The sequence below is a fragment of the Nonomuraea sp. NPDC004580 genome (assembly GCF_040609855.1).
Classification (GTDB): domain Bacteria; phylum Actinomycetota; class Actinomycetes; order Streptosporangiales; family Streptosporangiaceae; genus Nonomuraea; species Nonomuraea salmonea.
Window position 1 is genome coordinate 166,671 of the sequence record NZ_JBEXLH010000002.1, and the last position, 20,887, is coordinate 187,557.

Annotated in this window: 17 protein-coding genes; 10 read left to right on the forward strand and 7 right to left on the reverse strand. The window is 70.7% G+C overall.

Annotation, left to right across the window (positions count from 1 at the left end; all coding sequences use genetic code 11):
- Window positions 1-4: 4 nt before the first annotated feature.
- The 4 genes from ABZW11_RS03965 to ABZW11_RS03980 are packed head-to-tail and all read right to left on the reverse strand — an operon-like array spanning window position 5 to window position 3,374.
- Window positions 5-1,006: a branched-chain amino acid ABC transporter permease gene (locus tag ABZW11_RS03965; protein WP_355412369.1), complete on the reverse strand. Its 1,002-nt coding sequence runs from the start codon at window positions 1,004-1,006 to the stop codon at window positions 5-7.
- Window positions 1,003-1,884: a branched-chain amino acid ABC transporter permease gene (locus ABZW11_RS03970; RefSeq protein WP_355412371.1), complete on the reverse strand. Its 882-nt coding sequence runs from the start codon at window positions 1,882-1,884 to the stop codon at window positions 1,003-1,005. The genes ABZW11_RS03965 and ABZW11_RS03970 overlap by 4 nt, the downstream gene beginning before the upstream one ends.
- A 3-nt stretch (window positions 1,885-1,887) precedes the next feature.
- Complete coding sequence (locus tag ABZW11_RS03975) at window positions 1,888-2,604, reverse strand: ABC transporter ATP-binding protein (RefSeq protein ID WP_355412373.1); 717 nt, start codon at window positions 2,602-2,604, stop codon at window positions 1,888-1,890.
- Entirely contained in the window at window positions 2,601-3,374 is a 774-nt protein-coding gene (locus ABZW11_RS03980) for an ABC transporter ATP-binding protein (RefSeq protein ID WP_355412375.1), read from the reverse strand. The genes ABZW11_RS03975 and ABZW11_RS03980 overlap by 4 nt, the downstream gene beginning before the upstream one ends.
- Before the next feature lie 178 nt (window positions 3,375-3,552).
- Here ABZW11_RS03980 and ABZW11_RS03985 point away from each other — a divergent pair, with 178 nt between their 5' ends.
- The 5 genes from ABZW11_RS03985 to ABZW11_RS04005 all read left to right on the forward strand — a co-directional run bounded on the left by ABZW11_RS03985 (window position 3,553) and on the right by ABZW11_RS04005 (window position 10,258).
- Entirely contained in the window at window positions 3,553-4,917 is a 1,365-nt protein-coding gene (locus ABZW11_RS03985; protein ID WP_355412377.1) for a helix-turn-helix domain-containing protein, read from the forward strand.
- Entirely contained in the window at window positions 4,904-6,376 is a 1,473-nt protein-coding gene (locus tag ABZW11_RS03990) for a long-chain fatty acid--CoA ligase (RefSeq protein WP_355412379.1), read from the forward strand. The genes ABZW11_RS03985 and ABZW11_RS03990 overlap by 14 nt, the downstream gene beginning before the upstream one ends.
- Before the next feature lie 153 nt (window positions 6,377-6,529).
- Entirely contained in the window at window positions 6,530-7,636 is a 1,107-nt protein-coding gene (locus ABZW11_RS03995) for a DegT/DnrJ/EryC1/StrS family aminotransferase (RefSeq protein WP_355412381.1), read from the forward strand.
- A 20-nt stretch (window positions 7,637-7,656) separates the two neighbouring features.
- Window positions 7,657-9,027 carry a hypothetical protein gene (locus ABZW11_RS04000; RefSeq protein ID WP_355412383.1) on the forward strand — a complete coding sequence of 457 codons (1,371 nt, stop codon included), beginning with the start codon at window positions 7,657-7,659 and terminating at the stop codon, window positions 9,025-9,027.
- A 115-nt stretch (window positions 9,028-9,142) separates the two neighbouring features.
- Window positions 9,143-10,258, forward strand: coding sequence for a fructose-bisphosphatase class II (locus ABZW11_RS04005; protein WP_355412385.1), 1,116 nt, complete (start codon window positions 9,143-9,145; stop codon window positions 10,256-10,258).
- A gap of 6 nt (window positions 10,259-10,264) precedes the next feature.
- Here ABZW11_RS04005 and ABZW11_RS04010 read toward each other — a convergent pair whose 3' ends face one another.
- Window positions 10,265-12,592: a glycoside hydrolase family 2 protein gene (locus tag ABZW11_RS04010; protein ID WP_355412387.1), complete on the reverse strand. Its 2,328-nt coding sequence runs from the start codon at window positions 12,590-12,592 to the stop codon at window positions 10,265-10,267.
- A gap of 179 nt (window positions 12,593-12,771) precedes the next feature.
- On the opposite strand from ABZW11_RS04010, the gene ABZW11_RS04015 reads away from it, so the two are divergent.
- Entirely contained in the window at window positions 12,772-13,641 is an 870-nt protein-coding gene (locus ABZW11_RS04015; protein WP_355412389.1) for a hypothetical protein, read from the forward strand.
- Here ABZW11_RS04015 and rarD read toward each other — a convergent pair.
- Together rarD and ABZW11_RS04025 are read right to left on the reverse strand one after the other, a co-directional pair.
- Window positions 13,532-14,497 carry an EamA family transporter RarD gene (gene rarD, locus ABZW11_RS04020; protein WP_355412391.1) on the reverse strand — a complete coding sequence of 322 codons (966 nt, stop codon included), beginning with the start codon at window positions 14,495-14,497 and terminating at the stop codon, window positions 13,532-13,534. The two genes, ABZW11_RS04015 and rarD, sit on opposite strands and share 110 nt — an antisense overlap.
- 35 nt (window positions 14,498-14,532) lie before the next feature.
- Entirely contained in the window at window positions 14,533-15,561 is a 1,029-nt protein-coding gene (locus ABZW11_RS04025; RefSeq protein ID WP_355412393.1) for a LacI family DNA-binding transcriptional regulator, read from the reverse strand.
- A gap of 137 nt (window positions 15,562-15,698) precedes the next feature.
- Between ABZW11_RS04025 and ABZW11_RS04030 the strand changes: the two genes are divergently transcribed.
- Genes ABZW11_RS04030 through ABZW11_RS04045 form a run of 4 tightly spaced genes read left to right on the forward strand, consistent with a single transcriptional unit; the run spans window position 15,699 to window position 20,879 of the window.
- The gene (locus ABZW11_RS04030; RefSeq protein ID WP_355412395.1) at window positions 15,699-17,069 is read left to right on the forward strand and encodes a substrate-binding domain-containing protein; all 1,371 of its coding nucleotides are present in this window, start codon (window positions 15,699-15,701) and stop codon (window positions 17,067-17,069) included.
- Window positions 17,066-17,980, forward strand: coding sequence for a sugar ABC transporter permease (locus ABZW11_RS04035; RefSeq protein ID WP_355412397.1), 915 nt, complete (start codon window positions 17,066-17,068; stop codon window positions 17,978-17,980). The genes ABZW11_RS04030 and ABZW11_RS04035 overlap by 4 nt, the downstream gene beginning before the upstream one ends.
- Complete coding sequence (locus ABZW11_RS04040) at window positions 17,977-18,819, forward strand: carbohydrate ABC transporter permease (protein WP_355412399.1); 843 nt, start codon at window positions 17,977-17,979, stop codon at window positions 18,817-18,819. The genes ABZW11_RS04035 and ABZW11_RS04040 overlap by 4 nt, the downstream gene beginning before the upstream one ends.
- Window positions 18,820-18,842: 23 nt before the next feature.
- Complete coding sequence (locus ABZW11_RS04045) at window positions 18,843-20,879, forward strand: sugar-binding domain-containing protein (protein WP_355412401.1); 2,037 nt, start codon at window positions 18,843-18,845, stop codon at window positions 20,877-20,879.
- Window positions 20,880-20,887 lie beyond the last annotated feature (8 nt).

The window sequence follows — 20,887 nt, forward strand, 5'->3', positions numbered from 1 at the left end:
CCTCTTACTCCTTCCGGGGAATCTTCTTGAGCAGGCGCCCGGCCAGACCGGCGAGCCCCGTCGGGGCCACGTACATGACCGCGATGATCAGCAGGCCGAAGATGACGCCGGGCGCGGCGTCGTTGAGGTCCTGCGAGATGCTCGGCACGAACATCACGAACAGCCCGCCGAGCACGGGTCCCGACAGCGAGCCGAGCCCTCCGACGACCAGGCCGGCCAGCAGGGTGATCGACAGGTTCACGGTGAACGAGTCAGGCGAGACGAAGCCGATCACCCAGGTGTAGACGCATCCGGCGGCGCCGGCGTACATGGCGCTCCAGGCGAACGCGAGCGTCTTGTACGACGACAGCCGCACGCCCATGACCTCGGCCGCCGTCTCGTTGTCGCGGACGGCGTGCAGCGCCCGCCCCACCCGCGACCGCAGCAGCCCCGCCGCCACCAGGAAGGCGACGACGGCGACGACGAGGGTGAGGAAGTACAGCCACTGGTCCTCGGCCAGGCCGCTCCACGCGGGCGGCGCCGGCTTGGCCAGCGTCAGCCCCATGGAGCCGCCGGTCAGCTCCTCGAACCGCTTGAGCAGCGGCACCAGGAAGATCGCGATGGCGAGGGTGACGAGCGCGAGGTAGAGGCCGCGCAGCCGCATCGCCGGCACGCCGAGCGCGAGGCCGATCACGAACGCCACGGCCGCCGCTATGGGCAGGGTCAGCGGGTACGGCAGGTCGTACCGGTCGAGCATGATGGCGCCCGCGTACGCGCCGACGGCGAAGAACGCGCCGTGCCCGAGCGAGATCTGCCCGGCGTGCCCGACGAGCAGGTTGAGCCCGAGCAGCGCCACGCTGTAGATCAGCACCATCGTGAGCTGGAAGACGTGGAAGGGCGCGAGCTGGAAGGGCGCGTAGACGGCGGCGGCGAGCAGCAGCGCGAGCCCGGCCCACCGCCGGCGCGGGTCGGGGGCGCGCCGCGCCCGTACGGGCGCCCGGGGTGAGGCTTCCTTGATCTGGATCATGCGCGTTCCACCACCGCTCGCCCGAACAGCCCCTGGGGCCGCAGCAGCAGCACACCGAGGATGATCACCAGCGGCACCCCCACCTTGAGGTCGGACCCGATGACGCCGACGTACGCCCCGGCGAGCGTCTCGGCGACGCCCACGATCAGCCCGCCGACGACCGCGCCGACCGGGCTGTCGAAGCCGCCGAGCGTGGCCGCCGCGAACGCGTAGATGAGGACGCCGCCCATCATGTTGGGCTCCAGGAACAGCAGCGGCGCCACCAGCACCCCGGACACCGCGCCGACGGTGGCGGCCAGGCCCCAGCCGAGCGCGAGCGTCCAGCCGACCCTGATGCCGACCAGCTTCGCCGAGGCGGGGTTGGTCGCCACCGCGCGCATGCCGAGCCCGATCTTGGTGTGCTGGAAGAGCAGGTACAGCAGGCCCATGGTGAGCGCCACCACGCCGAGCACGCCCAGCGTGGAGACGTTCACGCTGACCCCGGCCGCCTCCAGCGCGCCGCCCGGGAACGGGTTGGGGAAGTCCTTGATGAGGAACGTCCAGATCCACCCGGCCGCCGCGTTGACGAAGATGAACAGCCCGACGGTGACGATGACGAGGGTCAGCTCGGGCGCGCCCTCGACGGGCCGGATGATCACCCGTTCGATGAGCATCCCGCCCGCGAACGACACCGCCAGCGTGAGCACCAGCGCCAGCCAGAACGGCAGCCCGGCCGCCACGCACTGCCAGGCGATGTACGTGGAGAACATGGCCAGCTCGCCCTGGGCGAAGTTCACGATCCCGGTGAACTGGTAGATCAGCACCAGGGCCAGCGCCAGGCTGGCGTAGATGGCGCCCGCGCCGAGCCCCTCGACGACCTGCTGCAGGAATCCGGCCATCGGCTACACCCGGTACCCGAGGTAGGACTGCGCGACCTGCTCGTCCGCCCTGATCCGCTCGGCCGTGCCGGACAGCACGATCCGCCCGGTCTCCAGGACGTGCGCCTGCTGGGCTATGCCGAGAGCGAGGTGGGCGTTCTGCTCGACGACGACCACGGTGGTCTGCTCCTCTGCGTTGATGGTCTGCACGATGCGGAACAGCTCCCGGGTGACCAGCGGGGCCAGGCCGAGCGACGGCTCGTCGAGCAGCAGCACCCTGGGGCGCAGCATGAGCGCCCTGCCGATGGCCAGCATCTGCTGCTCGCCGCCGCTCAGGCTGCCCGCGGCCTGCTTGAGCCTGCTCTTCAGCACCGGGAAGTAGGTGTAGATGCGGTCGAGGTCTTGGGTGACGGAGGCGCGGTCGCGGCGGACGAACGCGCCGAGCCGCAGGTTCTCCTCGACGGTCAGCGGCATGAACGTGCCGCGCCCTTCGGGCACGTGGGCCACGCCGAGCCTGGCCACCGCGTCGGGCGGGCGCCCGGTCAGGTCGGCGTCGCCGAGAGTGATCTTCCCGCGCGCCTTGACCATCCCCGACAGGGCTCTGAGCAGGGTGGTCTTGCCGGCGCCGTTCGGGCCGAGAATCGCGCAGACCTCCCCCTGCCGTACGGTGAAGCGCACGCCGTGCAGCACCCGGGCGTCGCCGTAGCCGGCGAACAGGCCGTCCACCACGAGGTCGCTCACGCGCCCGCCTCCTCTCCCGAGGTCCCCAGGTACGCCTCGATGACGCCGGGATCGCGCTGGACCTCCTCGGGCGGCCCTTCGGCGATCTTGCGGCCGAAGTCGAGGCAGACGATGCGCTCGCAGGTGCCCATGACGAACCCCATGTGGTGCTCGACCACGATCACCGTCAGGTCGTACTCGCCGCGGATCGCCGCGAGCGTGCCGGCGAACTCCTCCACCTCGGCCGCGTTCAGCCCGTTGACCGGCTCGTCGAGCAGCAGCAGCCGGGGCCTGGCGACGAGCGCGCGGGCCAGCTCGACCCGTTTCAGCGTGCCGAACGGCAGCCCCGCCGCCGGATGCCCGGCCACCCCGGACAGGTTCAGCCGGTCCAGGACCGCGTCCGCGTCCTCCCGCAGCGCCCGCTCCTCGCGTCGCACGCCGGGCAGCCGGAGCCCGGCGGACAGGAAGCCGGCGCGGCCCCGGTGGTGCGCGCCGACCAGCACGTTGTCGCGGACCGACAGGCGCGGGAACAGGCCCAGGTTCTGGAACGTGCGCGCGATGCCGAGCCTGGCGATGGCGTGCGGGGCCAGCGCGGTCAGGTCGGCGCCCTCGTACGTGACGGTCCCGGCGTCCGGGTCGTACCGGCGGGTCAGGCAGTTGAACAGGGTGGTCTTGCCGGCGCCGTTCGGCCCGATGAGCCCCACCATCTCCCCGCCCGCGACCCCGAACCCCACGCCGTCCAGCGCGGTGATGCCGCCGAAGCGAACGGTAAGATCGTGTACCTCCAGCATCCGGCCTCCTGGAGAACAATGTTCTGAAGTTGGCCTCAGCGTAGGAGCCGCTCGTCAGGAGCCGCATTGGGCACGGTGACCCAAGATGTCTCCGGCGAGTTGTCTTCTGAGCACAGCGTGGGTCTCATCCCGGTTACGACCCGTTGACCGCCCGCCGCAGGCCATGGATCATCCCGGCATGTCCACCGGTTCGAGCACCGTGGAAGCCGCCGTACGCGCGGAACGCACACGCATACTCTCCGAGCTGCTCAGCGACCTGCCCGCGCTCGCCGACGTCGCCGTGGCGACGATGCGCGAGGAGATCCCCGCCTACGAGGCCCAGGGCCCGGCCTTCCACGCCGACGTCCGTGACCAGGTGGTCAAGCACTACCGCGCCAAGCTGGGCGTGCTGCTCGAGGACCGCACGGTCACGCTGGAGGACATCACCTTCACCCGGCGGGCCGCGATGCGCCGGGCCAGGGCAGGGGTGGCGCTGGCCGACTACATCAACGCGTTCAGGGTCGGGCAGCAGGTCTTCTGGGAGGCCGTGGTCGAGCGGGCCGGGCACGCGTACGCCGGGCGCGAGGCCGCCCTGACGCTGGCCGCCCCGCTGATGCGCTACTGCGACTTCGCCAGCACGCACGCGGCCAACGCGTACATGGAGTTCCAGCAGTACGCGGCGGCCGAGGCCGTGCGCGAGAGCCGCGACCTGCTGGAGACGCTGCTGGCCGGCGCCGTCCCGACGCGCGGCAGGGAGCTGGCCGCCGCTCAGGCGCATGGTCTCGCCCCCGACGCGCGCACGCCGCTGCTCGTGGTGATCGCCGTGCTGGCCGGTCCGACCGCGCCCGTCGCGACCGGGCCCGACCAGGGCGCCGACGCCCGGCACGCCGCCTGCGCGGCCATCGCGCGGACCGGCGGGAACGGCACCCGTACGCTGTCGGTCGTCCGCCAGTCGGAGATCGTCGCCATCCCCGTGCTCGGTCCCGGTGTGGACGCCGAAGAGCTGTGCGACCGGCTCCAGGGCGTGCGCGAGAGCCTGGCCGCCGAGGGCGTCAGGCTGGCCATGGGCATCAGCACGGTCGCGGCGGGCACCGCGGAGATCCCGCAGGCGTACCAGGAGGCGCGGGCGGTGCTGGACTTCGTGCCCGAGGACGGCGGCGTGGCCGCGCTGCCCAGGATCACGCCGTTCCAGTATCTCGCGCTGAAGGCCGACGACACCGCCCGGCACCTCGTCGACCGCCGCATCACCGCGCTGCTGTCGGAGGACCGGGCGCGCGGCGGCGTGCTCACCGCCACGATCAGGGCGTTCGCCGGAGCCGACCTCAACCTGCGGGCCGCCGCAGAACGCCTGCAGATCCACCCCAACACCGCCCAATACCGGCTGCGCCGCATCCAGGAGCGCACCGGGCGGAGCCTGCGCTCGATCAACGATCTCCTGGAGCTGCTCGTCGCCATCGCGCTGCACGATGCGCTTCCCACCAATGCCGGGCGGGAAAGACTGGGTGCCGCGACCAATGAGGGGCGTGGGAGAGCCGACGTACGGTCTTTGCATGAACCTCGCTGACCGGCTCCACGCCGCCGCCCACCGGCTGGGCGGCCGGGCGGTTCTCACGCTGGACGAGGCGGAGCTGACGTACGGGGCGCTGGAGGAGCTGAGCGCCCGCCTGGCGGGCCTGCTGCGCTGCCGCGGCATCGGCCCTGGCGACCGGGTCGCCATCATGCTGCCGAACGTGCCGGAGTTCGGCGTCGTCTACTACGGGGTGCTGCGGACCGGGGCGGTGGTGGTGCCGCTCGACCCGCTGCTGAAGCGGCGGGAGATCGCCGCGTACCTGGGGGACTGCGGAGCCAGGCTGCTCATCGCCTGGCACGCCTTCGCCGAGACGGCCGAGGCGGGCTCGGCCGGCACCAAGGCCGACTGCTTCTTCGTGGTGCCGGGCGAGTTCCGCCGGCTGCTGCGCCGCGTCGCCGCCGAGCCCGCGATCGCCTCGGCCGCGCCCGATGACACCGCCGTCATCCACTACACCTCCGGCACCACCGGCCGGCCCAAGGGCATCGAGCTGACCCACGGCAACCTCGGCGGCAACGCCGCCACCGTGGCCCGCATGCACGCACTCGGCGTGGACGACGTCGTGCTCGGCGCGCTGCCGCTCTACCACACCTTCGGCCAGACCTGCTCGCTCAACGCCTCCGTGCACGCCGGGGCCCGCCTCACCCTGCTCAACCGCTTCAACCCCGGCCGGGCCCTGGAGGTGATCAGGCGCGACGGGGTGACCGTCTTCCAGGGTGTGCCCACCATGTTCATCGCGCTGCTCGACCATCCGGGCGCCTCCGACATGTCGATGCTGCGGGTCTGCGCCTCGGGCGGGGCGGCGCTGCCGCTCGACGTGCTGCGCGCGTACGAGACCCGCTTCGGCTGCGAGATCATCGAGGGCTACGGCCTCAGCGAGACCTCCCCCGTCGCCGCCACCAACCGCGGCGGCCACCACCGCAGGCCCGGCTCGATCGGCTGGCCCATCAGGGACGTCGAGATGAAGGTCGTGGACGAGGACGGCCGCGAGGTGCCGAGCGGCGAGATCGGGGAAATCGTGGTCCGCGGCCCCAACGTCATGAAGGGCTACTGGAACGACCCGGCCGCCACCGCCGAGGCCATCCGCGAGGGCTGGTTCCACACCGGCGACCTCGGCCGGGTGGACCCCGACGGCTACTTCTTCCTGGTGGACCGCCGCCGCGACGTCATCATCCGCGGCGGCTACACGGTCTATCCGCGCGAGGTCGAGGAGGTCCTGTACGAACACCCGGCCGTCCGCCAGGCCGCCGTGGTGGGCGTGCCACACCCGGAACTGGGCGAGGAGATCGCCGCCGTGGTGGCTCTGCGCACCCCTGTGGACGGGGACGAGCTGCGCGCCTTCGTACGGGAGCGGGTGGCGGCGTACAAGTATCCCCGCCGCCTGACATTCGTCGACGAACTCCCGATGAGCCCCACCGGCAAGATCCTCAAACGCGCCCTGATCCCACTGAAATAGATCCGCATTTTGGGCAGGAGGCCAAAAAGAGCCGATCCTGATGCACATATCGATAATTCACGCACCGAAACCTGCGTGCACCGTATGAAACCTTGACTCCGCCGGTGCGGAATCTATAGTTCTGATCAGCCGGTCTCCGACAGGAGATTTCACATGCTGTACACCGGCAGGACCACATTCACGGTGCCGAACGTCAGCCCTTACCGGCTCGGCGCCACGCGGCAGTCGGAGTTCATGGCCGTCATGGAATCAGTCACCGAGACCGGCACCTATCGCAGTATGACCGGCTGGTCCGCGCAGATCGCTGGCTATGTGGCGGCGGAGTTGCGGCTGCCGGACTCGTGGGAGGTGCTGCCCACCCGGTCGGGAACGGACGCGCTCGTCATGGCCCTGACGATGGCCGGCGTACGTCCAGGAGACCTCGTCGCAGCGCCCGACCTGGCCTATCACGCGGTGGGCGCGGCGATCTCCCAGGTGGGCGCCGTCCCACGGTGGATCGACGTCGGCTCGCGCACGCTCAACCTGGACGTGGCCGACCTGGCCGCCGCCTGCCAGGCCGCGGCCGTCGCCGCGGTGATCGCGGTCGACAACTACGGCACGCCGTGCGACCGCGCCGGCATCGCCCGCGTCTGCGGTGAGCACGCGATCCCCTTCGTGCTGGACGCCTGCGAGAGCCTCGGCGCGGCGGAGGCGCAGGAGAACGCCGGGCATCAGGCCGACTTCGTGGCCCTGAGCTTCAGCTTCACCAAGCCCATCCACGCGGCGGGCATGGGCGGCGCCCTGTGCGCGCCCCGCCCCGTCGTCGAGGACCGGGCAGGACGTCCCGAACTGCTCACCTATCCCAGACGGTTGCCCGAGCTGAACGCGGCATACCTGGCGCTCGCCTGGCCGGACCTGCCCGCGGTGGTCGACAAGCTGCGCCTGGTGTACGACGCCTACTGCGAGCAGCTCGTGGGCACCGGCCTGCGCGGGCAGGACGACGGCGGCAGGTCCAACCGGCTGCACGCGCCGTTCCTGCTGCCGCCCGGCTCCGGGCGAAGCCGGCGCGACGCGCTCATCTCCCGCCTCGCCGAGGTCGGTCTGGAGATCAGGCCTTACTTCGAGTCGCAGAGCCGGCTCTGGGACATGCCGTCGCCGGAACGCTCGGCCGACCTCGCCCAGCGGGTGCTGTGCCTGCCGACCGGCGCCGGCTTCCCGCTGGAACAGCTGGAGACCGTGACGGCCGAGGTCGTCCGGGGACTCGAGGCGCGGCAGGAATGACGGACGCGAACCATCGTACGGTGATCTTCACCGGCCCTGAGGACATCCCTGCCGCACCGGCGACCGCCGAGCTGTTCGTCAGCGGGCTCAGCCTGGTCACGTACACGGCCGTGCGTCTCAGGCGGGAGGCGCTCACGACCGCTCTCGCCGCCGGCAGGCTCAACGAGGACACCGGGCCGAACTCGTATCTCACCAAGCTCATCGACCAGCACGGGCTGCACTACTCCGAGTTGGTCCCCGCGGGCAGGCTGCCCAACGGGATCGCCTTCGTCGCCCACGCGCAGGAAGGCGATCTGCAGCAGGCGATCGTCTGGCTGGACGACGAGTACGCCCTGCTCGTCCTGCCCTGGGTGTTCGCCACCGCCAACAGGACCGACGCGCTGGGCAGCCTGCGCCTGGCTCACCCGCTCAGCCTGGACGAGCTGCTGCGGCTGGTCACGGAGATCACCAGGAGGGAGGTGTGTGAGAAGGTCGCTGGACAGGCGGTCGCCGCCCTGGTCGAGCAGGGCGTCCTAGCCGAAGGCGACGTGTACGACGTGCGCCCGCTGTACGCGCTGCCGGCCATCCAGATCTGGGACCTCGGCGGCTCCGACCGGCAGGAGGCGCCGTACGAGGGCGTGGCCGAGTCGCGTCGCTTCTGCTGGGAGATCTCCACGCTGATGGCGCACGCCACGGACCACGTCGCGTTCGACGGGCTGTGGCGCCGCCGCAGCCCCGACCAGGTCTTCAACGACGTCGGCACCGGTTACACGGTGCTCGGCGACCACATGGTGTTCCTGAACACGAGCTGCTGCCTGGAGATCTCGCACCTTCCCGTCGGCCTGCGGACACGCTCAGAGTTCCGCATGCGGTACTACGGCTACGACTCGAGCTCGATCTTCGTGTGGACGATCGCGAACCTCCGGCTGGCGGTGTCGGACAACCTGGAGCGGCACTACCGCAGCGCGATGGGGGCTCTGGTCGAGGAGTCGTCCATCACCACGAAGCGCAACATCGACATCAGCAAGTCCCAATTGCGGCATTCGGCGATGCTGGTCGAGTTGCAGCACTTTCGTCACTTCATGCGGGAGGCCCGTAACCGGCATTTCGACGAGGAACTGTGTCTCCTGCGCAAATCGGATGAGGCGGTGGCGCGCACCATGAAGGAAATGGATCGCGTGGCGCAGCTCGCCACCGAGCTGAGCCGCGCTCGCGACCAACTCGTGCAGTCGAACTCCAACACCCTGCTGGCCGCACTCGCCGCCGGTCTGGCAATCGGCGGAATACCCCAGGTAGTGGAACAAGTCGATGCCTGGATCGGTGAGCGGAGTTGGTGGAAGGTAGGTTTGGCATTCTGCCTTGCCATTACGATAATCGCGGTGATCCTGAAGATTTGGAAAGGCCGTCGATGATTTCCGTGCCCTTCACCAGCCAGGCGGCGAAATGACTGCCACGGACGATGCGATCCATGCGACACCTCTTTTCAGCCGGTCGTGGACCCGGCGGATCCAAGCCTTCGACGCCTCGGTGACAGAGGTGCGCACGGTCTCGTCCGCCCAATCCGGCGAGCCGGCGCGGCACCGCTCCGACCCGAAGGCCGTCCTCGTCGCCGCCATGGCCGCCGCGGCCCGCGCCGGCTGGTCGGCCGCCGAGCCCGACGACGGGCAGGGCGACGAGGAGATCCACGTACGCAAGCGCCGCATCGACGGCCAGGCCACCGCCGCCGCGGAGTCGATACTCAAGGGCTTCACCGAACGCCTGGTCATCGTGGCCGGCGAGGGCCCCGGCGAGCAGATGCCCGGCGCTCTGCTGGGCCAGGAGTTCGGCGCCGGTGGCGGGCGCACCTGGAGCGGCGTCTTCGACTACGTCGACGGCACCACGCTCACGGCGCTCGGCCTGCCGGGCGCGCTGTCGCTCGGCGGCCTCGGCGTGGGCTTGCGGGCCGTGCCCGACCTGCAGGCGTACGCGGTGCTCGCCCCCATCTCGATCGCCTCCCGGCTGGACATCAGCACTCCGCCGGAGGAGCACGCGCTGGAGCTGGTCGATCTGATCGGTGCCCAATACGGCCGCGGGCTCGGCGACGTTCGCGTGGTCACGCACTCGCGCGACACCGGGCCGTTCCATCAGACGTTGATCGACCGGCTCAGGGAGGGCGGCGTCGGCGACGTCATCGTGCCTGATCCCGTCATCATCGAGCCGCCCTACGTGCTGGCCAGGGCCGGCGTGGTCAAGCCCGCGATCGACACGATGATCGGCGTGTTCGGTTTCCCCGAGCTGATGTTCGCCTGCCTGCTCCTGGAGCTGATCGCGCCGCAGTTCACGTTCGTCTTCAGGCCCGCCTCGCTGAGCGGGCTGCGGAGCGACGCCGCGACCCTCGCGCCGCTGTTCGACTTCGATGACGAGGAGATCGAGCAGCTCGCCGGTGTGGGGCTCGAGCCGCACAAGCAGTTCGTCGGCTCTCACCTGGTGCCGGCAGGCACCGGTCGGGCCGCCGCGATGTTCTCCGTGACGGGCTGCGCGCCGCTGCGGCTGCGCCCGCCCTCCCGTCACGGTCGCGGCGTGTCCGTCGAAGGACTGCTGGTGGAGCGAGGCGGGATGACACGGCTGCGGGTCACCAGCGACCAGCCGCTCGACGCTGTCTGACCCCGGTCAGCCGCGCCGTTCGTTGACGCAGCGCAGCACCGGGTACGACGTCAGAGCCTCCGGGTTCACGTCCCCCGTGACGTGGAAGGTGACGGTCTCGCCCGGGAGCAGCGTGACGAGCTGGTCGTCCACCGTCGCCGCCGGGTCGAGGCGGTCGGGGAAGAGGGCCAGGTCGCGGAGGATCGTCTCCGCGGTGATGGTGACCGCGTGACCGCCCTCTTCCGGGGTCACGGCCGCCGTGTAGTCTGCCGGGGGGTAATTCATGGCGGGGTCTTCTGCAGTGGTGAACAGGGCCCTGTGATCGCCCAGTTCCGCGGTCAGCAGAGCGGCCTGCCGGCCCTGTGGCGGGGCCACACGGACCGTGGTGCGGGCGGGGATCTCCACCTGGTCGGTCTGGGCGGCCAGGGCCTGGCCCGTCAGGTCGCGCAGGGCCAGGGTGAGGGTGCCGGACCACGTGTCGTCGGTGTCGTTGACCAGGACCACCTCGTCGCCGAGCCGGGTGATGAGGCGGTCGGCGTAGGAGCGGCGCAGCGCGTACCAGAGGGGTTTCCTGCGGCCCCCGCCGTCCACGGCGGCCCACGAGGTGACCGGCCAGCAGTCGTTGAGCTGCCAGACGATCGTGCCCATGCAGTACGGCATCAGCGCACGGAACCGCTCGACCCCGAACGTCATCGCGCGGGCCTGGTTGAGCTGGGTGTAGTAGTGCCAGTCGTCGAACGTCTCGGGGCGCGGCAGGTGCTCGCCCAGCCCGGCCAGCAGCTTGTCCTGCCCGCCTGGGGCCTTCTGGTGCGAGGAGCCGGGGGTCAGCGGCTCGTCGGAGGAGCCGGCCCGCAAGGTGGCGTACGTCGGCGGCCCCTGGTAGCCGAACTCGGCGACGAAGCGGGGCGTGTAGTCGGCGTAATGGACGTAGTCGAGCCCGCCGCCCCAGACCGTCCAGATGTGCACGGTGCCGGTCGAGGGGTCGCGGACGTCGCGGTCGGGGCTGCCCGAGTAGGGGCTGCCCGGCCAGTACGGACGGGTCGGGTCGAGTTCGGAGACCACCGAAGGCAGCAGGTCGTAGTAGAACGCGGCGCCCCAGCTCCTGCCGTCCAGCCGCTCGCGCCAGTCCCAGTGCTGGTGGCCCTCGATGTTCTCGTTGTTGCCGCACCACAGCACGAGGCTCGGGTGAGCCGACAGCCTGGCCACGTTGTCGCGCGCCTCGGCCTCGACCTCGGAGCGGAACGGCTCCTCCTCGGGGTAGGCGGAGCAGGCGAACGGGAAGTCCTGCCACACCAGCAGGCCGAGGCGGTCGGCGAGGTCGTAGAAGGCGTCGGACTCGTAGACGCCGCCGCCCCACACCCGCAGCGTGTTGGCGCCGGCGGCGACGGCCTGATCGACGCGTTCGGCCAGGCGGCCGGGGGTGACGCGGGCGGGGAAGCAGTCGTCGGGGATCCAGTTGAAGCCGCGTACGAACACCGGCCGGCCGTTGACGATCAGCCGGAACGCGTCGGTGTCCAGCTCGACCGTGCGGAAGCCGATGTCGCGCCGCCACTGGTCGGAGCCGGCCCGCACGGTCAGCGGGTAGAGCGGCTGCGCGCCGTGGCCGCGCGGCCACCACCGCTCGGCGTGCGGCACGTCGAGGCGCAGCACGGCCTCGCTCTCGCCCTGCTCCAGCTTGGCTTCCACGGTCACGCCCGCCACTTCGGCGGTGACGGTGACGGGCGCCTCACCGCTACGTTCGACGCGCACGTGCACGTCGACCCCGTCGCCGCGCACCAGCGGCCGCACCTCGGCCAGGCGCGCGCCGGACCAGGAGTGCAGACCGACGGGCCGCCAGATACCGCTGGTCACCAGCGTGGGTCCCCAGTCCCAGCCGAAGTTGCAGGCCATCTTCCTGATGAACGCGTACGGCTCGTCGTAGGCAGCCGGCCGGTCGCCGTGCCTGGCCTGCTGCTCCTCGGCGTAGGCGTAGGGAGCGCGGAAGCGCACCTCCAGCGTGTTGCGGCCGTCGCGCAGCAGGTCGCGGACGGCGAAGCGGTAGGTGCGGTGCATGTTGGCGGTGCGGCCCAGCTCGTGGCCGTTGAGCAGCACGGTGGCGACCGTGTCCAGCCCTTCGCAGACGAGGTCGGCCCGCTCTTCCCCGTCGTCGTGCCAGTCGAAGGCGGTCTCGTAGCTCCAGTCCGTCCGCCCGATCCAGCCCAGCCGCCGCTCGTTGTCGTCGCGGTAGGGGTCGTCGATGAGCCCGGCGGCGAGCAGGTCGGTGTGCACGCTGCCCGGCACGGCCGCCGGGATGCCGGCGAGGTCACGTTCGCCGTCTGCGCGGAGGGTCCAGCCGTCGTGCAGCGCACGGAACACGTGTTGTCTCCCTACTAAACCGAATAAGCCCACGTGACTCTACGTGGGAGCCTCAGGGCCGTCAACGGCTGGGATGGTGAGGTTAACCGGTTCCCTGGCGGCATGACGGGCGAGCATTGATCGCAAACGGGGTACGTACCCAGGGACTCCAGTGCGCCACATCCTCCCGGGAGATCCATATGACGCAACGCGCGAAGAAGCAGCCGACGTTCGCGCTCGACCCCGTCCTGGTCATCGGCACCGCGCTGTCGGTCCTGCTCGGCGTGATCTTCTACGTCCGGGAGGACACCGCGCAGGGGCTGGGCATGGTGGCGGGGCTCATCGGCGGCGTGATCACGTTACAGGTGCAGACCCTGCTGCGGGAGAAGCGCAGGATCGACCACGAGACGCGGGTGGGGCAGATGGTGGCGACCATCGAGAAGATCCCGTGGCTGCCCGACCTGATGGTGCCGATGCTGCGGGCGGCCAAGCACGTGGAGCGCGAGTACGCGGGCACCCCGGCGGCCGACGCGTGCCGGGTGGCGTTCGAGGACTGCCTGCGCACGCTGGCCGACCTCGAACGCGGCCACTTCCGCGCGCCGTACGGCGACAACGCGGTCTTCCAGCGGCTGATCGAGCAGACCAAGGCCACCATGTGCGCCACCAGCGTGCCCTCGGTCGACCTCACCTGGTGGCGCGAGCCGGTCGGCCGCCAGTATTGGCAGGCCCAGCTCGACGCGCTGGCGCGGGGCGTGACGATCCGCCGGGTCTTCATCTACCACGAGTGGAGCGAGGAGCTGGAGTCGCTGGCCCGCGAACAGATCGCCGCCGGCGTACGGGTGCGCAGGGTGCACGTGGACCGGCTCCCGCCGGCGATGCGGGTGATCAGCGGCGTGTGGGACGGCACCTGCGGCCACGAGCTGAGCTACACGGCGGCCGGTGAGGCGGTGCACGACACGTTCACGGTGTCTCCCCCTGATCTCGAACGGCTGATGACGCAGTTCGAGATGATCGAGCGGAGCGCGGTGGAGCTCGACGAGCCGCGGCGGCAGCCCGGCTCCGTCGCCTGACCCCTTCGGCGGTCAGCATGGCGAGCGCGGCCCACAGCAGGGCGAAGGCCGCCCACCTGACCGCCGGCATCACCTCGCGGAACACCAGCACACCGAGGAGGAACTGCACGATCGGCTCGATGAACTGCAGCATGCCGACCACGCTCAGCGGGACCCGCGTGGCCGCCGCGTTGAACAGCAGCATCGGCGCCATCATGACGAACCCCGAGCCGACGCCGAGCAGGGTGTTGCCGAGCGACACCTGGCCGAACGTGGCCTGCCCCGAGGTCTGCAACACGATCGTGTAGACCGCGGCGAACGGGAACAGCACCGCGGTCTCCACCATCAGCCCCTCGACGGCGCCCACGTCGAGGTGCTTCTTGATCAGCCCGTACAGGCCGAAGGTGGCGGCCAGGCCGAGCGCGATCCAGGGCAGGCCGCCGTACGCGGCGGTGAGCACGGCGACGGCTCCGGCGCCGAGCCCGATGGCGGCCCACTGGCCAGACCGCAGCCGCTCGCGCAGGACGGCCACGCCGAACGCGACGCTGACCAGCGGGGTGATGAAGTAGCCGAGCGAGGCGTCCACCACGTGGCCGTTGGTGCTGGCCCAGATGAACAGCGCCCAGTTGGCCGAGGTGAGCACCCCGGCGAGGGTGAGCAGGCCCAGCTCGCGGGGCTTGCGCAGGATCTCGGCCACCCTTCTCGCCCGGCCCATGGCGAGCAGCAGGAGGCCGACCGCGATGGGCGAGAAGAGCACGCGCAGGGCGAGGATCTCGATGGCGCCGGTGGGCTCGACCAGCGGCCAGTAGAGCACGGACAGGCCCCACAGCACGTACGCCGCCGCGCCGAGCAGGAGACCTTGACGAGCGACGGGCATCATCCAACCTTACGTCGTCCGATCAGAACGACCGATCAGGTCGGTTGCCCGCCCGCCGTGCTCTCGCGGACGATCAGCCGGTGCGGCACCACGATCTCGGGTGGGGGGCCTGACGGCTCGGCCGCGTTGATCGTCTCCAGGAGCGCGTCCACGGCCCGCCTGGCCAGCTCGCCCTTGTCGGGGGCGACGGTGGTGAGGCTGGGCGTGCTGTACTGGCCCTCCTCGATGTCGTCGATGCCCACCACCGCGACGTCGTCGGGCACCCGCCACCCCGCCCTGGTCAGCGCCCTGATCGCGCCGAGGGCGAGCAGGTCGTTGTAGCAGAAGACGGCGTCGGGCGGCTCCGGCAGGGCGATGAGGCGCTGCACGGCCTCGGCGCCGAGCCGCCGGTGGAAGTGCGGCGTGGAGACGATCAGCGTCTCGTCCACCTCGATGCCGGCGCGGGCCAGCGCCTGCCGGTAGCCGGTGGTGCGGAGCTGGGCGGTCTCGCCGGTCGCGTACGGCTGGTCGCCGATGGCGGCCACCCGGCGCCGGCCGAGGTCGAGCAGGTGGGTGGTGGCCTCGCGGGCGGCGGCGACGTTGTCGATGGCGACGTGGGGCAGGCTGCCGTTGAAGATGTGCTCCCCGAGCAGCACGATCGGCACCTTGTTGGCCCGGCCGCGCAGCTCTTCCGCGGTGACGGAGATGGGGCTGATCAGCAGGCCGTCGAAGAGCGTGGCGCGCGAGTCGCGGCCGAGCAGCTCGCGCTCCCTGTCGCCGTCACCGTCGGTCTGGTCGATCATGACGACGTAGCCGCGGGCGCGGGCGGCGGTGATGATCTCGCGGGCCAGCTCGGCGAAGTAGGGCACGTCGAGCTCGGGCACGACGAGCGCGATCATCCCGGTGCGGCCCTGCTTGAGGTTGCGGGCGATGAGGTTGGGACGGTAGCCGAGCTCGTCGAGCACGGTCTGCACCCGGGCGCGCAGCTCGTCGGAGACCGGCGCGTAACCGTTCACCACGTTGGACACCGTGCGGATCGACACGTTCGCCCGCTTGGCGACGTCACGCAAGGTTGGACCGGCCATGCGTCTCCTATACCTCCCGCGCTGTCTGTTGGGTAGATCCTAAACCCGCTCTTGCATCGTTGCAGACGAGTATGCATGATGTCTGCATCGTTGCAGAGCCCTCACACCGTCTCATCCCGTCCGGCTAGGAGTCGAAGATGCCCCCATCCCCCATTGGCCGCCGTGGTTTTCTCAAGGGAGCCCTGGGCATCGGGGCCCTCGCCGCCACCGGCTCGCTCGCCGCCGCCTGCGCCGCCCCCGGCGGGACCGGCGCCGAGCCCAGCAAGCTCACCAGGCCCACCGCCGCCGCCTCGGCCGCCAAGGGCGAGATCACCATCTGGAACCGGTCGGGCGACCTGTTCAAGGTGTTCGACGCGGCGATCGGCGAGTTCCGCAAGGCGTACCCGAACGTCAGGGTCAACCACCAGGCCGTGGACATCGACGCCAAGCTCGCCAACACCCTCATCAGCGGCACCGACGTGCCCGACGGCAGCTTCTGGGACGACGCCAAGATCGGCGGGCAGGCCGAGCACCTCTTCGACCTGACGGACCTCATCGCGCCGTACAAGGACCAGACGTCGGCGTACAAGCTGTCGGTGAACACCGTGGACGGCAAGATCTACGGCGTCCCGTGGGACCTCGACCCCGGCCTGCTGTGGTACCGCGAGGACATCCTGGAGGACGCGGGCGTCGACCCGGCGAGCCTCGCGACGTACGACGACCTGCTCGCCGCGGCCAGGACGGTCAAGGAGAAGGACCCCAAGACCAGGCCCATCCACCTGGAGAAGACGCCGTTCCTCGGCCAGCTCTGGCTGGAGATGCTGGCCAACCAGCAGGGCACCAGCCTCACCGACGCCCAGGGCAAGCTGCGCCTCGACTCCGAGGAGTACCGGCGGATCTTCGGCTGGATCGACACGGCGGTCAAGGACGGCCTCGTCACCCACGCGCCCTACCTGGAGCCGGCCGACGTCAACACGCTCGACAACGGCCAGCAGGTGTTCGTGCCGTGGGCGATCTGGTGGTCGTTCGCGCCGCAGCAACTGCTGAAGAACACCAAGGGCAAGTGGCGGGCCGCGCCGCTGCCCGCCTGGACACCGGGCGGCGCGCGCAGCGGCGCGATGGGCGGCAGCAGCTTCGTCATCCCCGCCAAGGCCAAGAACCCCGAGCTGGCCTGGCTGCTGTACGAGTTCCTGTGCTTCAAGGAGCCCGGCTACACCGCCGTGTACGGCCCCAACGACGTCTACCCCGGCGGCCTGTCCACCTCGATCCCGAGCTACCAGCCCGCACTCGACCCCGCCAAGCCGCTGTTCCAGCCCATCGAGGCACTCGGCGGCCAGGACCTGTGGAAGGTCGCCGTGGACGCCGCCGCCACCATCCCGGCCGCCGCGCCGATCCCGTGGTGGTGGGCGCAGTCGGTGGACTACCTGGGCAACAACATGCAGCGCCTGATCGACGGCAAGATGACGCCCGACCAGGTGATCTCCGACTCGGCGGAGAAGATCCAGCGCAACCTCATCGACCGCTCATGACGAGTCTCACCCGTGGTCTCCGGCGGCCCGCCAGGCCGTCGCCGTGGCGGACCGCCCGGCTGTCGCCGTACCTGTTCATCGCCCCGTTCTTCGTGGTCTTCGCCGCGTTCGGGGTCTACCCGCTGATCTACGCGCTGCAGCTCAGCTTCATGCGCTGGCGGGGTGCGGGGGCGGCGCGCTGGGTCGGCCTGGACAACTACCTCTACCTGCTGACCAGCCCCGACTTCTGGGCCTCGCTCGGCAACAGCGCCGTCATGTGGCTGCTCATCGTGCCGATCCAGGTCGTGGCGGGCCTCGGCGGCGCGGTGCTGCTGGCCAACGCCAAGCTGCGGCTGCGCGGGTTCTTCCGGGTGGCGTTCATCGCGCCGTTCGTGACCCCGCTGGTGGCCATGGCGCAGGTCTGGATCGTGGTGTTCGACCAGGACTACGGCCTGGTCAACTACCTGCTCAACCTGGTCGGGCTGCCCGACGTCGGCTGGCTCACCTCCACCACGTGGTCGAAGCCGACGCTGGCGCTGCTGTTCCTGTGGAAGACGACCGGGTTCGCGATCATCATCCTGCTCGCGGGGCTGCAGGCCGTGCCGGGCGGCGTGTACGAGGCCGCCTCCCTCGACGGCGCCTCCCGCCGGCGCCAGTTCTGGTCGATCACGCTGCCGCTGGTGCGGCGGAGCATGGCGTTCCTCGTCGTCATCCAGACGCTGGCGGTCTTCCAGATGTTCTCGGAGCCGTACGTGGTGACCGAGGGCGGCCCGTACGGCTCCACCACGACCGCCGGGCTCTACCTCTACGACCACATCACGGCCTCCGACCTCGGCACCGGCGCGGCGAACTCGTTCCTGCTGGTCCTGCTGGTCTTCGGCCTATCGCTGATCTCGGTCAGGCTGCTGCGCCCGAAAGACGAGGTGTCATGACGCAGAACAGGCCGGGCATCGTCCAGTACGCGGTGCTGACGCTGCTCGCGATCGCGTTCCTCTACCCCATCTGGTGGGCGGTCAGCTCGTCGCTGAAACCGGCGGCCGAGATCATCACGAGCCCGCTGTCGCTCGGCGAGCCGACCCTGGACAACTACCGGGCCATGTTCGCCGACGTGCCCATCGGCACCGGCTTCGCCAACACGGCGCTGGTGCTGGCGGTCAAGGGCGCGATGACGATGTTCTTCTGCCCGCTGGCCGGCTACGCCTTCGCCAAGTACGACTTCCCGTTCAAGAACCTGCTGTTCGGCGTGGTGCTGCTGACGCTGATGCTGCCGACGCTGGTGCTGATCATCCCGTTGCTGCTGGAGATGAGCGCGCTGGGCTGGGTGAACACGTACCAGGCGCTGATCCTGCCGGGGAGCGTGGACGCGTTCAGCATCTTCTGGATGCGGCAGACCATCGCCGCCATCCCGAACGAGCTGATCGACGCGGGGCGGGTGGACGGCGCCGGCGAGTTCGGCATCTTCTGGCGGGTCGTGCTGCCGGTCATCCGGCCGGGCCTCGCCGCGCTGGCGGTGCTGACCACCATGAACATCTACAACGACTTCGTCTGGCCGGTCGTCGCCGTCAACGACACCGCACACCAGACGTTGCAGGTGGTGCTGTCCACACTGGCGCAGAACGTCACCGGCAACCGCATCGGCGCCGACTTCGCCACCGTCTGGGGCGAGCTGCTCGCCGCCGGCAGCATCGCGCTGCTGCCGCTGCTGGTGATCTTCGTCCTGCTGCAGCGCCACTTCATCAACGGCATCCTCGCGGGCAGCGTCAAGGGCTGACCCCACACATGAAACGGAGAACCATGACGCCGCGTGCGGAATATCCCCGCCCCCACTTCGACCGGTCGCACTCCTGGTCGAGCCTGAACGGTGAGTGGGAGTTCCGGGCCGACACCGAGCCGGACTGGACCGCCACCATCACCGTGCCCTTCGCCTGGGAGACGCCCGCGTCGGGGATCGAGGCGCACTGGCTGCCCCTCGCCTGGTACCGCCGCCGCTTCACCGTCCCGTCCGAGTGGTCGGGGCAGCGCGTGGTGCTGCACTTCGGCGCGGTGCAGCACGAGGCCACGGTCTGGGTGAACGGCACCGAAGTGGTCAGCCATCGGGGCGGTTACACGCCGTTCGAGGCCGACATCACCGGCGCGCTGAGCGGTGCCGGCGAGCAGGAGGTCGTGGTCCGGGTCTCCGCGCCGCTCGACAAGCGGGAGATCGCGCACGGCAAGCAGCGCAGCGTCCCGCGCGACGACTTCGACGGCGTCTGCTTCACCCCGTCGTCCGGCATCTGGCAGAGCGTGTGGCTGGAGGCGCGGCCCGAAACCTTCCTCGCCGGGCTACGGCTGCGGCCCGCCGAGGGTCTTGACGGCATAGCGGTCGTCGCCACCGTGGGAGGGCCGGCGGAGGGGGCCCTGCTGCGGCTGACGCTGCGCGGCACGGACACGAGCGTCGAGGTGCCGATCTCCGGCGGGCGGGCCGAGGCGGTGCTGCCCGTGACCGAGCCGCGCCTGTGGTCCCCCGAGGACCCGCACCTCTACCACGTGGACGCCACCCTCACCTCCGCCGCCGGCGCCGACACCGTCGCCGCCTACACCGGGCTGCGGCGCATCGAGGTCATCGGCGAGGACCTCTTTCTGAACGGGCGCCGCCTGTTCGTGCGCGGGGTGCTCGACCAGGGCTACTGGCCGCGTACGGGGATCACCCCGCCGGACGACGACGCTCTCCTCCGCGACCTCGAACTGGCCGCCGAGGCGGGCTACAACCTGGTGCGCAAGCACCTCAAGCTGGAGGACCCGCGCTTCGTCCACCACGCCGACCGGCTCGGCATCCTGGTGTGGGCGGAACCGGCCGCGACGGGGACGTTCACGGAGGCGTCCGTGGCGGCGTTCGAGGAGCAGATCGCGCCCATGGTCGAGCGCGACGGCAACTCGCCGGCGATCGTCATCTGGGGCCTCTACAACGAGGAATGGGGTCTCGACTGGGACATCCCCGGCGACCCGGCCAAGCAGGAGGCGGTGGCGCGGGCGTACGACCTGATCAAGGCCCTCGACCCGAGCCGGCCCGCGGTGGACAACTCCGGCTGGACCCACGTCAGGACCGACCTGCTCGACTGGCACTACTACGACGAGTCCGCCGCCTCCTGGGGCAGGACCGTCGCCGCACTGCTGGACGGCGAGCAGGACGACTTCCCCGTCAAGCTCGGCCCCGACTACGTCGTGCGCAAGAAGCTGGCGGGCGTCCCGGACCAGCCGCTGCGCGGCCTGCCCAACCTCAACAGCGAGTACGGCACCGGCTTCACCTCCGTCGAGCGGGGCTGGCAGCTGCGCTGGCAGACCCAGGAGCTGCGCCGCCACGACCGGGTGGCCGGCTACGTCTACACCGAGCTGTACGACATCGAGCACGAGATGGCCGGCCTGCTCGACTACGAGCGCCGCGCCAAGGACCTCGGCGGGGTGCGGCCGTCCGACGTGAACGCCACGACCACGCTCGTCCTCGACGTCGTCCCCGTCGCACCTGGCCGCGACCTGCTCAGCGAGTCGGGGCGGGTCAGCGTGCCCGTCCGCGTCTCGCACCACGGCGCCGAGCCGGTCAACGGCCACCTGCACACCGCCTGGACGCCCGTCCTCGGCGCGCCGCCCGCCGGTCCCGGCGCCGAGGGGCCGTGGATCGAGGCCAAGCCGTTCCTGCTCAGCGGCCCCGCCGAGGTCACCGCCGAGCTGCCGGACGGCTGGACCAGCGGGCGCCTGCACCTGGCCCTCGTCAGCGACGGCGTCGTGGTGGCCCGCTCCGCCGTGGACGTCGACACCCACACAGCTCCCGTCATCGGAGACGACCGCCAGTCCTAGCCAAGGAG

Bases quoted from the DNA above. Each gene is read 5' to 3' on its own strand.
- ABZW11_RS03965 (WP_355412369.1), bottom strand. From the start codon at position 1,006: ATGATCCAGATCAAGGAAGCCTCACCCCGGGCGCCCGTACGGGCGCGG.
- ABZW11_RS03970 (WP_355412371.1), bottom strand. From the start codon at position 1,884: ATGGCCGGATTCCTGCAGCAGGTCGTCGAGGGGCTCGGCGCGGGCGCC.
- ABZW11_RS03980 (WP_355412375.1), bottom strand. From the start codon at position 3,374: ATGCTGGAGGTACACGATCTTACCGTTCGCTTCGGCGGCATCACCGCG.
- ABZW11_RS03985 (WP_355412377.1), top strand. From the start codon at position 3,553: ATGTCCACCGGTTCGAGCACCGTGGAAGCCGCCGTACGCGCGGAACGC.
- ABZW11_RS03990 (WP_355412379.1), top strand. From the start codon at position 4,904: ATGAACCTCGCTGACCGGCTCCACGCCGCCGCCCACCGGCTGGGCGGC.
- ABZW11_RS03995 (WP_355412381.1), top strand. From the start codon at position 6,530: ATGCTGTACACCGGCAGGACCACATTCACGGTGCCGAACGTCAGCCCT.
- ABZW11_RS04015 (WP_355412389.1), top strand. From the start codon at position 12,772: ATGACGCAACGCGCGAAGAAGCAGCCGACGTTCGCGCTCGACCCCGTC.
- rarD (WP_355412391.1), bottom strand. From the start codon at position 14,497: ATGCCCGTCGCTCGTCAAGGTCTCCTGCTCGGCGCGGCGGCGTACGTG.
- ABZW11_RS04025 (WP_355412393.1), bottom strand. From the start codon at position 15,561: ATGGCCGGTCCAACCTTGCGTGACGTCGCCAAGCGGGCGAACGTGTCG.
- ABZW11_RS04030 (WP_355412395.1), top strand. From the start codon at position 15,699: ATGCCCCCATCCCCCATTGGCCGCCGTGGTTTTCTCAAGGGAGCCCTG.
- ABZW11_RS04035 (WP_355412397.1), top strand. From the start codon at position 17,066: ATGACGAGTCTCACCCGTGGTCTCCGGCGGCCCGCCAGGCCGTCGCCG.
- ABZW11_RS04040 (WP_355412399.1), top strand. From the start codon at position 17,977: ATGACGCAGAACAGGCCGGGCATCGTCCAGTACGCGGTGCTGACGCTG.
- ABZW11_RS04045 (WP_355412401.1), top strand. From the start codon at position 18,843: ATGACGCCGCGTGCGGAATATCCCCGCCCCCACTTCGACCGGTCGCAC.